Here is a 14,451-nt window from a genome sequence, read left to right on the forward strand (position 1 = left end):
AACGCCGTTCCGCATAGCACCGGGTTTCCGCGGTGGTCTATGCCAATCGTTCCGGGCGCGGGCAGGATGTCGGAATGGACCTCATTCCCGCGCCTTCGAGTGCCGTCCGCCGCCCGGACGAGGACTTCCCGCTGGACGCCGCCACCACGCTGACCGCGCCGCCCGGGCTGGCCGACGCCGAGCGCTGGCTGCGCGGCACGCTGTCCGCCGCGACCGGACTGGCGTTCGGCCCGGGCCGGCCGGGCGCGGGCATCGAACTGGTCCAGGACGACGCGCTGGCAGCCGAGGCGTACCGGATCACGGTGCGCCCCGGCCACGCCCTGCTCGCCGTCGGCGGCCCGACCGGCGCGCTGTGGGCCGCCCAGACCCTGCGGCAGCTGCTCGGGCCGGACGCCTACCGGCGCTCCCCGCTGCGCCGCGAGGGCTGGGTGCTGCCCGGAGCCGACATCGCGGACGCCCCCCGGTTCGGCTGGCGCGGCGTGCTGCTGGACGTCGCCCGGCACTTCCTGCCCAAGTCCGACGTGCTGCGCTTCGTCGACCTGCTGGCGGCGCACAAGCTCAACGTGCTCCACCTGCACCTGACCGACGACCAGGGCTGGCGGGTGGAGATCAAGCGCTACCCGAGGCTGACCGAACGCGGCGCCTGGCGGGAGCGCTCGATGGTCGGCCACCGGGCCGGCCGGCGCCGCGACGACCGCCCGCACGGCGGCTACTACACCCAGGACGACCTGCGCGAGATCGTCGCCTACGCGGCCGCGCGCGGGATCACCGTCGTCCCGGAGATCGACCTGCCCGGCCACACCCAGGCCGCCGTCGCCGCCTACCCCGAACTGGGCAACACCGACGTGGTGGACACCGCCGCGCTCGGGGTGTGGACGGACTGGGGGGTGAGCCACCACGTGCTCAACGCCTCCGAGGAGACCCTGCGCTTCTTCGAGGGCGTGCTGGAGGAGGTCCTGGAGCTGTTCCCGTCCGAGTTCATCCACCTCGGCGGCGACGAGTGCCCCAAGGAGCAGTGGAAGGACAGCGCCGCCGCGCAGGCCCGGATCCGCGAGCTGGGCCTGGCCAACGAGGACGAGCTGCAGAGCCACCTGATCCGGCACTTCGACCGCTGGCTGGCCGGGCGCGGCCGCCGGCTGATCGGCTGGGACGAGATCCTGGAGGGCGGGCTGGCGCCCCGTTCGGCGGTCTCGTCCTGGCGCGGCTTCGGCGGCGGGATCGCGGCCGCGAAGGCCGGGCACGACGTGGTGATGTGCCCCGAGCAGCACGTCTACTTCGACCACCGGCAGGCCGACGGGCCGGACGAGCCGATCCCGGTCGGCTTCGTGCGCACCCTGGAGGACGTCTACCGCTTCGAGCCGGTCCCGGAGCAGCTGGACGGGGCCGCCGCCCGGCACGTCATCGGGACCCAGGCCAACCTGTGGAGCGAGTTCGCGGACAGCGCCCGGGACCTCGACTACCGGGCCTTCCCCCGGCTGGTCGCCTTCGCCGAGGTCGCCTGGTCCGACCTGCCCGCCGCGCCGGCCGAGCGCGACTTCGCGGGCTTCGAACAGCGGCTGGCCGGGCACCTGAGGGTGCTGGACGCGCTCGGCGTCGAGTACCGCCCGGCCGACGGCCCGCACCCCTGGCAGCGCCGGCCCGGGGTGGTCGGCCGGCCGATCGACGGACCGCCGCCGGTGCGGTGATCGCCGCCCCGCTGCGAAATGGGGGCGCGGGAACTTATGGGTGGTCATCTGACGTCAAGAACAGATGAACATCTGCCCTGGCCCGGCCCGGGTCGGGGCAGATACCGCCCGGTATCCGTCCCAATCGGGCAGTCCCGTTCACCGGTCCCGAAATGATCATCGAGCATTGTGTGCCAGAGTTGCCCAACCCGGCCCGATCGCCCGTACCCTACGGGCCAGGCCGGGCTGCTGACGCGGACAGGACGGCCACGGCCGCGGGCGGCAGGCGATCGATGAGCAAGTGGAGCACGGTGGGACCCAGGTGAACCGGACGATCATGCTGCCGGCCTCGCTCGACGAGGCCGTCGACGCGCTGGCCGCCGCCCCGGCCGCGGTACCGGTGGCCGGAGCCACCGACCTCATGGAAGCCGTCAACGCCGGCCGGCTGCGCCCCGCCGCCCTGGTCGGCCTCGGCCGGATCACCGAACTGCGCGGCTGGCGCTACGAGGACGGCGGCACCGCCGTCCTGGGCGCCGGACTCACCCACGCCCGGATGGACCGCCCCGACTTCGCCGCGCTCATCCCCGCGCTCGCCGACGCCGCCCGCACCGCCGGCCCGCCGCAGGTCCGCAACGTCGGCACCCTCGGCGGCAACATCGTCACCGCCGCCCCGGCCGGCGACACCCTCCCGGTGCTCGCCGCGCTGGAGGCCAGCGTCACCCTGGCCCGGGCCGGCGGCAGCCGCGAGGTGCCGGTCAGTCACCTGCTCACCGGCCTCGACCCGGTGCGCCCCGGCGAACTGCTCACCTGGGTACGGGTCCCGCTGCTGCACGCGCCGCAGGTCTTCCTCAAGGCCACCGGCCGCAGCGGCCCGGCCCGCGCCACCGCCTCCGTCGCGCTGGTCCTCGACCCGGCCCGGCGCGCCGTGCGCTGCGCCGTCGGGGCCGTCGCCCCGGTGCCGCTGCGCCCGCTGGAGGCCGAGGCCTGGGTGGCCGGGTGCATCGACTGGGACGGCAGCCGGGAGATCGACCCGGCCGCCACCGCCGCCTTCGGCGAGTACGTGGCCGCCGCCTGCGTCCCCGACAACTACGGCGCCGAGGGCGCCTGGGAGGCCGTGACCGAGGGGCCGACCGCGGCCGCCGTTCGGCTGCGGCGTACCGTATCGGTGCTGGCCCGACGGGCACTGGGAAGGGCGCTGAAGTGACCACAGACCCCATCGAGACCCTCGATGCCGAGCCGCTCGGCCTCACCCCGCAGGTCACCCGCGAGCTGCGCCCGTGCGCCTCCTACACGCTGCGGGTCAACGGTTTCGAACGGCCCGTCACCGACGCCTGGATCGGCGAGAGCCTGCTCTACGTGCTGCGCGAGCGGCTCGGCCTGGCCGGCGCCAAGGACGGCTGCGAGCAGGGCGAGTGCGGCGCCTGCTCGGTGCAGGTGGACGGCCAGCTGGTGGCCGGCTGCCTGGTGCCCGCCGCGCTGGCCGCCGACAGCGAGATCAACACCGTCGAGGGCCTGTCGGCCGGCGGCGGCGCGAGCGACGTCCAGCAGGCGCTGGCCACCTCCGGCGCCGTCCAGTGCGGCTACTGCACCCCCGGCATGGCGATGGCCGTGCACGACCTGCTCCAGCGCAACCACCGGCCCACCGATGTCGAGGCCCGGCAGGCGCTGTGCGGCAACCTCTGCCGCTGCACCGGCTACCGCGGGGTGCTGGCCGCCGTCCAGACCGTCGCGGACGCCCGCGCGCTGGAGGCCGAGGAAGCGGAGGAGGTCGCGGCGGCCGCCGCCGAGCAACCGGTGGGCGAGGCCCCGGCCGAGGCGCCGGTCGGGCAGCCCGCCGCCGTCGAGCCGGAGCCGGCCGTCGAGCCGCCGGTCTACGCCGACGCCGAGGCCTGGATCGAGCACGTCCCGCAGCCGACCGCCGAGCCGGCCCCCGTCCCGGCCCAGGCCGACCCCGGGTACGGCGAGGGCGGCTACGACACCGGCGTGTACGACACCGGCGTCTACGACACCTCCGCGCTGGCCGCGATGCCGCCCGGCATCCCCGCCCAGGCCGCCGACGACCACGTCTACTACCCGCCGCAGGGCTACCCCGAGCAGGCCTACCAGGCCACCCCCGCGCACGGCACCTACGTGCCGGCCGGCTTCCCGGACGGCCACCAGCCGCAGCACGGCTACGACACCGGCTACGACGCCCCGGTCTACGAGCCGACCCCCGCGCACGGCACCCCGTACGCGGACCCGCACGGTGCCCCGGCCGAGGGCGGCGCCCCGGCCGGCGCCCCGTACACCGCCACCCCCGCCCACGGCATCCGCCTCCCCGAGGACGACCACGCATCATGACGTCGCCTACCGACATCGGCGCAGCAATCCAGCAGGACGGCGGCGAGGGCGGCGCGCCGGAGCCGTTCGGCCTGGGCAGCTCCCCGCTGCGCAGCGACGCGCTGCCCAAGGCGCTCGGCATCTACCCGTACGCGGCCGACCTGTGGGCCGAGGGGCTGCTGTGGGGCGCGGTGCTGCGCTCGCCGCACCCGCACGCCCGGATCCGCGGCATCGACACCTCGGCCGCGCTCGCCCTGCCCGGCGTGCACGCCGTGGTCACCGCCGCCGACCTGCCGCCGGGCCCGGACGGCACCTCCGACGGCGCCCCGGCCGGCCCGATCGTCGCCGACCGGCCGGTGCTGGCCTCCGGCGTGGTGCGCCACCACGGCGAGCCGATCGCCGCGGTGGCCGCCGACCACCCGGACACCGCCCGGCTGGCGGTCGGCCTGATCACGGTCGACTACGAGCCGATGGAGGCCGTGACCGACCCCGAGCAGGCCTTCACCGCGCCGCCGCTGCACCCGGACGGCAACCTGTTCCGCCACCTGCCGCTGCGCACCGGGGACCCGGAGGCGGTCGGCGAGATCGTCGTCGAGGGCCTCTACCAGGTCGGCCGGCAGGACCCGGCCCCGCTCGGCGCCGAGGCCGGCCTGGCCGTACCGCGCCCGGACGGCGGCGTCGAACTGCACCTGTCCTCCACCGACCCGCACGGCGACCGCGACCGCACCGCCGCCTGCCTGGGCCTGGAGCCGGACCGGGTCCGGCTGGTGGTCACCGGCGTGCCCGGCGCCACCACCGACCGCGAGGACCTCGCCTTCCAGGTCACCCTGGCGCTGCTGGCGCTGCGCACCGGCCGCCCGGTGAAGATGACGCTGACCCGCGAGGAGTCCTTCCACACCCACACCTCGCGCCACCCCGCGCTCCTGCGCTACCGCCACCACGCCGACGCCGAGGGCACGTTGGTCAAGGTCGAGGCGCAGATCCTGCTGGACGGCGGCGCCTACGCGGACGTCTCCGCCGAGGCGCTGGCCGCCGCGACGGCCTTCTCGGTCGGCCCGTACGTCTGCCCGAACGTGTTCGTGGACGCCTGGGCGGTGCGCACCAACAACCCGCCGGCCGGGCGGATGCGCGGCGAGGGCGCGCTGCAGGCCTGCTTCGCGTACGAGGCGCAGATGGACCAGCTGGCCGCCCGGGTGGGCGTGGACCCGGTGGAGATCCGCCGTCGCAACGCGATGTCCACCGGCGACCCGATGCCCACCGGGCAGGCCGTCACCTGCCCGGCGCCGGTGAAGGCGCTGCTGGACGCGGTGGCGGCCGAGCCGCTGCCGGCCCTGCCGGTGGACGACCCGGACGCCGAGTGGCTGCTGCCGGGCGGGCCCGGCGGCGCCGGGGACCCGGCGGCGGTGCGCCGCGGCATCGGCTACGCCGTCGGCATGGTGCACATGCTGGGCGCGGAGGGCGAGGACGAGGTCTCCACCGCCACCGTGCGGGTCAGCGGCGACCACGCCACGGTGATCTGCGCGGCCGTCGACGCCGGGCAGGGCTTCGCCACGCTGGCCCGGCAGATCGTGCAGACCGTGCTGGGCGTCAGCGAGGTCTACATCGCGCCGGCCGACAGCGACCAGTCGATCGCCGGGCCCTCCGCCCGCGGTCGGCACACCTGGGTCTCCGGCGGCGCGGTGGAGCGGGCCGCGCTGATGGTCCGCCACCAGCTGCTGCAGCCGATCGCGGCCAACTTCGGGATGTCGGCGGAGCTGCTGCAGATCGCCGACGGCAAGATCACCTCCTACGACGGGGTGCTCGGCATGCCGGTCGCCGAGGCGCTGGAGGGCAAGGAGCTCTGGGCCACCGCGCAGTGCCGCCCGCACCCGACCGAGCCGCTGGACGAGTCCGGGCAGGGCGACGCCTTCGTCTCCATCTCCTTCTGCGCGATGCGCGCGGTGGTGGACGTGGACATCGAGCTGGGCACCGTCCGGGTGGTCGAGATGACCGTCGCCCAGGACGTCGGGCGGGCGCTGAACCCGCGGCAGATCGAGGACCGGATCGAGGCCGGCGTGGCCCAGGGCGTGGGCCTGGCGCTGATGGAGGACCTGCAGACCTCGGACGGGGTGCTGCTCAACCCCTCGCTGACCGGCTACCGGCTGCCCACCTCGCTGGACACCCCGGAGGTGCGGATCGCCGCCCTGCTGGAGGAGCGGGACGTGGTCGCCACCTTCGGCGCCAAGGCGGTCAGCGCCGTGCCCGCGGTGGTCGCTCCGTCGGCCGTCGCCGCCGCCGTCCGGGCCGCCACCGGCCTGCCGGTCGGCCGGCTGCCGATCCGGGCGGAGGACGCGGTCACGGCCTGACCCGAAAAGGCTGGCCCGAAAGGCTGATCCGAAAGACTCACCGGAAAAGCTTGGCCCGAAAAGCGCGAAGGGAATTGCCGGTCGACGTTCCGAGTCGACCGGCAATTCCCTTTTCCGAGGCCGTGGCGGGAATTGAACCCGCGTTCACCGCTTTGCAGACGGTCCCCTGAACCACTCGGGCACACGGCCAGTGAATTCAGGATGGCGGAGCCGGCGAATGGGGTCAACGAAGTTTTGTAAATTCTGTATGGCAATGTGTGCTACCGTCGAAGGCGGTGGCTGTTTTCCCGCCACCCCGGACGAGCGCGTCGTACCCGGTGACGACAAGACGACGCAGTTCAGCGGCAATCCGGCCGCTGTGGACTGCGGAGGTACGGCCGTCATGGCTTGGCTCGTTCTGATCGTCTCGGGTCTCCTGGAGACCGTGTGGGCGGTGGCCCTGGAATCGTCCAAGGGTTTCTCCCGCCTCGTTCCCAGCCTCGTGTTCGGCGTCGCCCTGCTGCTCAGCATGGGCGGGCTGGCGTACGCGATGCGCACCATCCCGATCGGCACCGGGTACGCGGTCTGGGTCGGCATCGGCGCGGTCGGCGCCGCGCTCTACGGCATGGCCGCCCTGGGGGACCCGGTGACCGTGGCCCGGATCGGCTGTCTGCTGCTGATCGTCTCCGGCGCGGTGGGGCTCAAGGTGCTGCACTGAGCCCCGGTCCGCCGCACCGGTCCTACGCCTGCGGACCGAGCCGATCACCGACTCGGGTCAGGGGTCATCGAGGCGGACGGCTCTTACGATGTTACGTATGACCACTGCCTCCCCCACCTCGGTCGACTCCACCCCGATACCCGACGGCACCGACCCCGGCGGCGGGGTCCTCAGCGGCCGCTACCGGGCGCTGACGCTGGGAATCGTGTCGGTGGTCCTGGTGATCGCCTTCGAGGCGACCGCGGTCAACACCGCGATGCCGACCGCGGCCCGCCAGCTGAACGGCCTCGGACTGTACGCCTTCGCCTTCTCCGGCTACTTCACCACCACGCTGTTCGCGCTCGTCGTCTCCGGGCAGTGGTGCGACCGACGCGGACCGCTGCGGCCGCTGTTCACCGGCATCGCGGTGTTCGGCGCCGGCCTGGTGGTGGCCGGCACGGCGCCCGGCATGTGGGTGTTCGTGGCCGGGCGGGCGATCCAGGGCCTGGGCGGCGGGCTGGTGATCGTCGCGCTGTACGTGGTGGTCGGCCGGGCCTACCCGGAGCGGCTGCGCCCGGCGGTGTTCGCGGCCTTCTCCTCGGCCTGGGTGCTGCCCTCGATCGTCGGGCCGCTGGTCTCCGGGGCCGTCACCCAGCACCTCGGCTGGCGCTGGGTGTTCCTGGCGGTGCCGGTGCTGATCCTGCTGCCGCTGGCCGTGATGGGTCCGGCGCTGGCCCGCTCGGAGCGGGAGCATCCGGTGCTCAAGGGCGCGGACTTCGACCGCCGGCGCACCCTGCTGGCCGCGATGGCCGCGGTCGGCGCCGGCCTGCTCCAGTACGCGGGCCAGCGCCGCGATCTGATCGGGCTGGTCCCCGGGATCGCCGGGGCGGCGCTGCTGGTGCCGGCGGTCCTCGGGCTGCTGCCGAAGCGGACCCTGCGGGCCGGGCGCGGGCTGCCGACGGTGATCCTGCTGCGAGGGGTGGCGGCCGGGGCGTTCTTCGCGGCCGAGGCCTTCATCCCGCTGATGATGACCACCCAGCGTGGCCTCTCGCCGACGCTGGCCGGGCTGACCCTGACCAGCGGCGGGCTCTCCTGGGCGCTGGGTTCCTGGTTGCAGGGGCGGCCCGGGGCCGAGCGTTACCGCGAGGCGATGATCCGGTGCGGCTTCGTGCTGACCGCGGTGGCGATCGCGGGCGCCGCGCTGGTGCTGGTTCCGGGGGTGCCGGCCTGGGCGGCCTCGGTGGCCTGGGGCGTCGGCGGCATCGGGATGGGCCTGGCGGTCGCGAGCGTCAGCGTGCTGATGATGAAGCTCTCCGCGCCGGAGGACGCCGGGGCCAACTCGGCCGCCCTGCAGATGAGCGATGCGCTGGGCAACGTGCTGCTGACGGGCCTGGCCGGGGTGCTGTTCGCGGCGCTGGGCGGCGGCTCGCTCGCCGTCGCCCACGAGTGCGCCGCGGCCGCCGGCTCGCCCGGCGCCTTCGCGGTGATCCTGCTGGTGATGGCCGGGGTGGCGCTGCTGGGGGCGCTGCTCGCCGGCCGGGTCCGCGCCCGGTCCTGACGCTCAGTCCGCGGTGGCGACGGCGGTGGGGGAGGGGGCCGGCGGCGGCGCCGCCGGGATGCCGAGGAGGCCCTCCCAGCCGCCGGCCGGGGACTGGCCCGGGCCGAGGCTCTGCAGCTTGCGCAGCACCGCCGGGTCCTGGGCGTCCAGCCAGTCCACCAGCTGGCGGAAGGAGACCAGCCGGACCTCCGGCTTGCCCGCGATGGTCCTTAGCACGTCCTCGACGGCGTTCATGTAGATGCCGCCGTTCCACTCCTCGAAGTGGTTGCCGATGATGTACGGCGCCCGGTTGCTGTTGTAGGTGCGGTCGAAGCCCATCAGGTAGGAGTCCCGGGCCTGGGCCTGGAAGCCCTGGTAGAGCGCCGGGTCGGCCTTGGTGTTGGGGCCGCACTGGTTGTACATGATGTTGTAGTCCATCGACAGCACCTGGAAGGTGTGTCCGGGGAAGGGGATGGACTGCAGCGGGATGTCCCACAGCGCGCCGCCCTGGATCTTCTGCGGCCACACCTGGCTGCCGTTGCCGCTGCTGTCGTAGCGCCAGCCGCGCTTGACCGCGGTGGGCAGCAGGTTGCGCTGGCCCTCCAGGCAGGGGGTGCGGCTGCCGATCAGCTCCTTGCGGTAGTCGAAGGGCAGCGCCGGCAGGTCGGTGAAGCCGGTGTTGGTGCGCCAGTTCGTCACGAAGTCCATCGCCTGCTGGATCTCGCTGTCCCACTCCTCCGGGGACCACTGGCCGACGCCGGTGGAGCCGCAGAAGTGGCCGTTGAAGTGGGTGCCGATCTCGTGGCCCTCCAGCCAGGCGGCATGCACGTTCTCCAGGGTGTCGCGGATGTGCCGGTCGCTCAGGTAGCCGATCTCGGAGGCGCCGGCCTGGTGCTGCGGCGGGAGGTACTGGTCCTTCTTGGACTCCGGCAGCAGGTAGAGGCCGCTGAGGAAGAAGGTCATCGAGGCGTTGTGCTCCTGGGCCAGCCGGCGGAAGCGGCCGAACAGGCCGTTGTCGAGCTCGCCGGCGCCGTCCCAGGAGAAGACCACGAACTGCGGCGGGCGCTGGCCGGGCCGGAGCCTCTCGGGGACGGGCTGGTGCGGCTGGGTGCCGGTGTCGGAGGTGGAGCCGTCGCCGATCAGGACGACCTGCGGCTTCTGCGGGACCGGGGCCGGGACGGCGCTCTGCCCGCCGTTCGGCGGGGCGGCCGGGGCCGCGCCGCCCGTCGCGCGCTCCCCGTCGCCGGCGGCCCGGTCGCTGCCGCAGCCGGCCGCGAGAGTGGCGGCGGTGGCCGCCCCGGCGGCCAGCAGGGTGCGGCGGGAGAGAGCGTCCATGGTCACTCCGTTCATGAGGCGTTCGGCAGGCGTTCGGCGTGCGGAAGTCCGCTCGGGCCGTGAGGAGCGATAGAACCCGTGATCGGGTCAGCATGGCATGAGGGCAAGAACGGTCGAAGAGGCACAGCGGACGGTCGTAATCGATCGCTCGATTGACGCAACCGAACCGGTGGGCCAGGTCGTCGGAGCTGTTCGACGGGTGTTTCCGCCGCGCTCGGGCGCGGAACGGATTCGTCACGTTCGGTGTCCAGGCCTTCGCTCGCCGTACGGGCGGGGCCCGCATCCCTGCCGATCGGCGGGTGCGGATACGACCGTCGTGGGGACGTGCCCCAGGGTTTCGATCCGGTTGAATGAGTTCCCAGGAAACTCCCAGGAAACGGGATTCCGTCGGCAGAGGGGAGCGTCCGTGGGTGACCGGCAGAGCAGGAGCCCCTGGCCGGGCACCCTGGCGGCGGGCTCCGCGCTGGTGCTCGGCACCTGCCAGCTGTACGCCATCGAAATGCACGACCGAAAGGACTTCCCGGACGACCGGGTCTACCGCCAGGCCGCCGACGCTCAGCTGCGGGTCATCACCTGCGGCGGCGCGTACAGCGCGGACCACGGCTACGAGGGCAACGTCGTGGCTCACGGATTCCTGGCCGACACCACCTCGCCGGGGAAAGCCGCATGACCACGCTCACCCTCTCCGCCCGCTGGAACCCGATCGACTGGCCGCTCACCCACGGCCCGATCCCGTACACCGTGCTCGCCGCCGGCTGGGCGGCGCTCGCCCTGCTGGCCGTCCGCCGCGACCGGGACTGGTGGCGGTTCCGCCTGCCCGCCGCCCTGGTCACCGCGGGCGCGCTCAGCCTGCTGCTCGACGTCCTGGTGGACGGCTGGTGGCACCCGTTCCCCGAGGGCACGCCCCGGTACGTCACCTGGTGGATAGCCGTCGCCCTGCTGGGCTTCTGCCTGGCGGGCTACCGGATACGACGAGGGCCCTGGCGGCGCCGGGCGCTCACGTTCGGCCTGAGTCTGCTGGTGCTGCTGATGGCCTCCTCCCAGGTCAACATCGGCTTCGGACAGTTCCCGAGCGGCCGGGTGATGCTCGCGCCGTGGCTGACCAGGACCGACTCGCTGGTCTCCGACAAGACCGCTCAGACCGTCGCAGCCCCGCCGGACAAGGTGCTCGACGAGGTCTGGCACGCCCCGGCGAACCTGCCGGAGAAGGGCAGCGTCTCGGTGGTACCGATCCCGGGCACCAAATCGGGCTTCAAGGCCCGCGACGCGTACGTCTACCTCCCGCCCGCCTACCGGGCCACCCCGCGGCCGCTGCTGCCGGTGGTCGTCATGATCAGTGGTCAGCCGGGGGTCCCGGGGGACTGGGTGCTCTCCGGGCAGATCAACGAGGCGCTGGACGCGTTCGCCGCCGAGCACGGCGGCCTCGCGCCGATCGTGGTGATGCCCGACCAGCTCGGCTCGACCTGGGCCAACACGCTCTGCCTGGACTCGAAGATCGCCAAGGTGCAGACCTACCTGGCCGCGGACGTCCCCGACTGGATCCACCGGAACCTGCAGACCGCCACCGGCCGCAAGGCCTGGGCGATCGGCGGCGCCTCGATGGGCGGCACCTGCGCGCTCCAGCTCGGGGTCAACGCGCCCGACGTGTACGGCACCGTCCTCGACATGTCGGGGCAGACGGAACCGACCCTGGGCACCCGGGAGGAGACCGTCATGGCCGCCTTCGGCGGTGACGAGAAGAAGTTCGACGCGGTCGATCCGCTCCAGGTGATGGCCCGCCGGAAGTTTCCGGACACCACCGTCGCCCTGGTGGTCGGCGAGACCGACGGGGAGTTCCGGCCACAGATGGAGAACGTCTACCAGGCCGCACAGGCCGCCGGGATGAAGGCCAGGTTCGAGCTCATGCCGGGCGGCCACGGCTGGGTCGTGTTCCGCCCCGGCATCGTCCGGCAGATCCCGTGGCTGGCCCAACAGACCGGACTGACCAGGTGATCGGGGTCGGATTCGCGCCCACCGTCGAGCGCGAGCGGGGAACGGGGCCGGGCAGGGGGCGCGCGGCCGACCAGGACGTCGATCTCGCCCCGGTCACCCGGACGGCGGAACCGCGCCCGCAGCGGGTGCGGCGGGCGGCCCGGATGCTCGGTGGTCGGCTGCGCGCGGCGCCGCTGACCCTCGCGCTGCTGGCCGGGCTCTGGACGCTCGGCGCGGCCACCGGGAGCCTGGCCGACGGGCCGCACCCACGGCTGCTCGCCCGCGCGGGCGTCGGCCTGCCCACGCTCGCCGAGGGCCGCTGGTGGACGCCGGTCACCTCGATGCTGTGGTGCTCGGGCATCGGCGCGTACGTCTTCACCAGCCTGCTGCTGCTCCTGGTCGGCCCGGCCGCCGAACGGCGGCTCGGCCGGCTGCGCACCCTCGTGGTGCTCGTCGGCGGGCAGGTGGTCGGCACCCTGCTGGGCGCCGGACTGGTCGAGTTCGGCTCCTCGGCGGGGGAGCAGTGGACCGGTGCGGTGGCCGACCAGATCTCGGTCGGGCCCGGCGTCGGCCTGTTCGCCCTGGCCGGGGTGCTCGGCTACCGGCTCACCGTGCTCTGGCGCCGCCGACTGCACCTGCTGGTGCTGCTCGTCCCGCTGGTCATGACGCTGTACGTCGGCCACCTGCAGAGCGTCCAGCGGTGCGCCGCCGCGCTGGTCGGGCTGGGCGTCGGCGCGCTGCTCAGCCGGGGCCGGCCGTACCTGCGCACCCACCGCTCCTCGCACGCCGAGACCCGGGTGCTGGTCGCGCTCTGCCTGGTCGCCGCCGCCCTCGGGCCGCTGATCGCCTCGCTGTACGACAACGCCAGCGGGCCGTTCAACACCTTCTCCGAGCTGTACTTCTCGCACCCGCTCAGCCCGGAGGAGGTGGCCGACTTCTGCGCGATGTCGGCGCACGACTGCGCCCGGGCGCACGCCGTCGAGCGGATCTTCGACACCCCGGGGTGGCTGATGGCCGCGCTGTTCCCGGGGCTGCTGCTGGTGCTCGCCGAGGGGCTGCGCCGGGGCCTGCGGTTCGCCTGGCGGATCACCGTGGCCGCCCAACTGCTCTGGGGGGCCCTGCTGGCCTGGCTGTACCTGGACGCCGGGCCGGTCAGCGGGGACGTGGTGCAGTACTTCGTCGAGGCGATGGCGCTGCCGCTGCTGACCACCGGCCTGCTGCTGGCCACCCGGCAGCGGTTCCGGGTGCGACTGGCCGGCCGGGCGGTGCGCCGACTGGCCTGGGTGGTCGGCGGGGCCGCGGTGCTCTCCTCGGCCGCGTACGTGGGGCTGGGGCGGCTGGTGGCCGACCAGTTCGAGCCGGGGGCGACCGTCCGCCGGCTGATGCACGGACTGCCGGCCCAGTTCCTGCCGCCCGCCTACAACGACCTGACGCCGGACTACCCGATCGCGGTCGGCCCGGTGGCGCTGTTCCTGGAGACGTACTGCGGGCTGGCGTTCTGGGTGGTCACGCTGGGCGCGCTGCTGTCCGTCTTCCGCCGCCCGGTGCTGCACACCGACGCGACGGCGGCGGCCCGGGCCCGGGCGCTGCTCAGCGCGCACGGCGGCGGGACGCTGTCCTTCATCACCACCTGGGACGGCAACCACTACTGGTTCGACGAGCACGGCCGCGCCGCCGTCGCCTACCGGCTGGTCGGCACCGTGGCGCTGACCACCGGCGACCCGTTCGGCGCCCCGGAAGCGCGGGCGCGCGCGGTGGCCGGCTTCGCCCGGTACTGCGACGCCCGCGGCTGGATGCCCTGCTTCTACAGCGTCTCCGCCGAGACCAGGGCCGCCGCCGCCCAGCTGGGCTGGCGCTCGGTGCAGGTCGCCGAGGACACCGTGGTGCCGCTGCCCGAACTGGCCTTCACCGGCCGCAAGTGGCAGGACATCCGCACCGCCCTCAACAAGGCCGGCAAGCAGGGCATCACCGCGGAGTGGTGGGCGTACCACGAGGCGCCGATCGAGCTGCGCGAGCAGATCCGGGCGATCTCCGAGGAGTGGGTCTCCGAGAAGGGCCTGCCCGAGATGGGCTTCACGCTCGGCGGGCTGGAGGAACTGGACGACCCGGACGTGCGGGTGCTGATCGCGGTGGACGAGGAGCGGACGGTGCACGGGCTGACCAGCTGGATGCCGGTGTACGAGAACGGCGTGCCGGTCGGCTGGACGCTGGACTTCATGCGCCGGCGCTCCGACGGCTTCCGCGGCGTCAACGAGTTCCTGATCGCCTCGGCCGCGCTCGGCTTCAAGGGCGAGGGCGCGCGCTTCCTGTCGCTGTCGGGCGCGCCGCTGGCCCGCACCGGGCAGGACGAGGAGCCCAACGGGCTGCAGCGGATGCTGGACTGGATGGGCAAGGTGCTGGAGCCGGTGTACGGCTTCCGCTCGCTGCTCGCGTTCAAGGCGAAGTTCCAGCCGGAGTACCGGCCGATGTACATGGCCTACCCGGACCCGGCCGCGCTGCCCGGCATCACCCGGGCGATCGGCAAGGCCTACCTGCCGCACCTGACGGCGGCTCAGGGTGTGCGGCTGATGCGCAAGCTGTCGGGCTGACCCCCCTCCCCGAGCC

Annotated in this window: 10 protein-coding genes, 1 tRNA gene and 1 riboswitch; of the genes, 9 read left to right on the plus strand and 2 right to left on the minus strand. The window is 74.0% G+C overall.

Translation table 11 applies throughout. From position 1 onward, the window contains the following. Positions 1–74 precede the first annotated feature (74 nt). From ACGF12_RS17085 to ACGF12_RS17100, 4 genes are all read left to right on the plus strand, one after another. Complete coding sequence (locus ACGF12_RS17085) at positions 75–1,685, plus strand: beta-N-acetylhexosaminidase (RefSeq protein WP_393029963.1); 1,611 nt, start codon at positions 75–77, stop codon at positions 1,683–1,685. Between the two features lie 316 nt (positions 1,686–2,001). Then, positions 2,002–2,868: an FAD binding domain-containing protein gene (locus ACGF12_RS17090; RefSeq protein WP_387614099.1), complete on the plus strand. Its 867-nt coding sequence runs from the start codon at positions 2,002–2,004 to the stop codon at positions 2,866–2,868. After that, on the plus strand, positions 2,865–4,004 hold the full coding sequence (locus ACGF12_RS17095; protein ID WP_393029966.1) for a 2Fe-2S iron-sulfur cluster-binding protein: 1,140 nt from the start codon (positions 2,865–2,867) through the stop codon (positions 4,002–4,004). The genes ACGF12_RS17090 and ACGF12_RS17095 overlap by 4 nt, the downstream gene beginning before the upstream one ends. After that, positions 4,001–6,328 carry a xanthine dehydrogenase family protein molybdopterin-binding subunit gene (locus ACGF12_RS17100; protein ID WP_393029969.1) on the plus strand — a complete coding sequence of 776 codons (2,328 nt, stop codon included), beginning with the start codon at positions 4,001–4,003 and terminating at the stop codon, positions 6,326–6,328. The genes ACGF12_RS17095 and ACGF12_RS17100 overlap by 4 nt, the downstream gene beginning before the upstream one ends. Positions 6,329–6,445: 117 nt before the next feature. Here ACGF12_RS17100 and ACGF12_RS17105 read toward each other — a convergent pair. Then, positions 6,446–6,517 (minus strand) — tRNA-Cys (locus ACGF12_RS17105). 83 nt (positions 6,518–6,600) lie between these two features. Beyond that, positions 6,601–6,666: riboswitch (guanidine-III (ykkC-III) riboswitch) on the plus strand. A 44-nt stretch (positions 6,667–6,710) separates the two neighbouring features. On the opposite strand from ACGF12_RS17105, the gene ACGF12_RS17110 reads away from it, so the two are divergent. Further along, positions 6,711–7,025 carry a DMT family transporter gene (locus ACGF12_RS17110; RefSeq protein ID WP_393029972.1) on the plus strand — a complete coding sequence of 105 codons (315 nt, stop codon included), beginning with the start codon at positions 6,711–6,713 and terminating at the stop codon, positions 7,023–7,025. Positions 7,026–7,122: 97 nt separating this feature from the next. After that, on the plus strand, positions 7,123–8,562 hold the full coding sequence (locus ACGF12_RS17115; protein WP_393029975.1) for an MFS transporter: 1,440 nt from the start codon (positions 7,123–7,125) through the stop codon (positions 8,560–8,562). 3 nt (positions 8,563–8,565) lie between these two features. Here the strand turns inward: ACGF12_RS17115 and ACGF12_RS17120 are convergent, their stop codons facing one another. Then, on the minus strand, positions 8,566–9,876 hold the full coding sequence (locus tag ACGF12_RS17120; protein ID WP_393029978.1) for a hypothetical protein: 1,311 nt from the start codon (positions 9,874–9,876) through the stop codon (positions 8,566–8,568). Between the two features lie 406 nt (positions 9,877–10,282). Here ACGF12_RS17120 and ACGF12_RS17125 point away from each other — a divergent pair, with 406 nt between their 5' ends. Genes ACGF12_RS17125 through ACGF12_RS17135 form a run of 3 tightly spaced genes read left to right on the plus strand, consistent with a single transcriptional unit; the run spans position 10,283 to position 14,435 of the window. Next, positions 10,283–10,546, plus strand: coding sequence for a hypothetical protein (locus ACGF12_RS17125; protein WP_393029981.1), 264 nt, complete (start codon positions 10,283–10,285; stop codon positions 10,544–10,546). Then, the gene (locus ACGF12_RS17130) at positions 10,543–11,868 is read left to right on the plus strand and encodes an alpha/beta hydrolase (protein WP_393029984.1); all 1,326 of its coding nucleotides are present in this window, start codon (positions 10,543–10,545) and stop codon (positions 11,866–11,868) included. Before ACGF12_RS17125 ends, ACGF12_RS17130 begins: the two co-directional genes overlap by 4 nt. Then, a complete protein-coding gene (locus tag ACGF12_RS17135) occupies positions 11,865–14,435 on the plus strand; it encodes a bifunctional lysylphosphatidylglycerol flippase/synthetase MprF (protein ID WP_393029987.1) in 2,571 nt (856 codons plus the stop codon). The genes ACGF12_RS17130 and ACGF12_RS17135 overlap by 4 nt, the downstream gene beginning before the upstream one ends. The last annotated feature ends 16 nt before the right edge of the window (positions 14,436–14,451 follow it).

Source organism: Kitasatospora sp. NPDC048296, from assembly GCF_043201815.1.
In the GTDB taxonomy this organism is placed as follows: Bacteria; Actinomycetota; Actinomycetes; order Streptomycetales; family Streptomycetaceae; genus Kitasatospora.

Coding starts and splice junctions, on each gene's coding strand:
- ACGF12_RS17085 (WP_393029963.1), top strand. CDS start 75: ATGGACCTCATTCCCGCGCCTTCGAGTGCCGTCCGCCGCCCGGACGAG.
- ACGF12_RS17090 (WP_387614099.1), top strand. CDS start 2,002: ATGCTGCCGGCCTCGCTCGACGAGGCCGTCGACGCGCTGGCCGCCGCC.
- ACGF12_RS17100 (WP_393029969.1), top strand. CDS start 4,001: ATGACGTCGCCTACCGACATCGGCGCAGCAATCCAGCAGGACGGCGGC.
- ACGF12_RS17110 (WP_393029972.1), top strand. CDS start 6,711: ATGGCTTGGCTCGTTCTGATCGTCTCGGGTCTCCTGGAGACCGTGTGG.
- ACGF12_RS17115 (WP_393029975.1), top strand. CDS start 7,123: ATGACCACTGCCTCCCCCACCTCGGTCGACTCCACCCCGATACCCGAC.
- ACGF12_RS17120 (WP_393029978.1), bottom strand. CDS start 9,876: ATGGACGCTCTCTCCCGCCGCACCCTGCTGGCCGCCGGGGCGGCCACC.
- ACGF12_RS17130 (WP_393029984.1), top strand. CDS start 10,543: ATGACCACGCTCACCCTCTCCGCCCGCTGGAACCCGATCGACTGGCCG.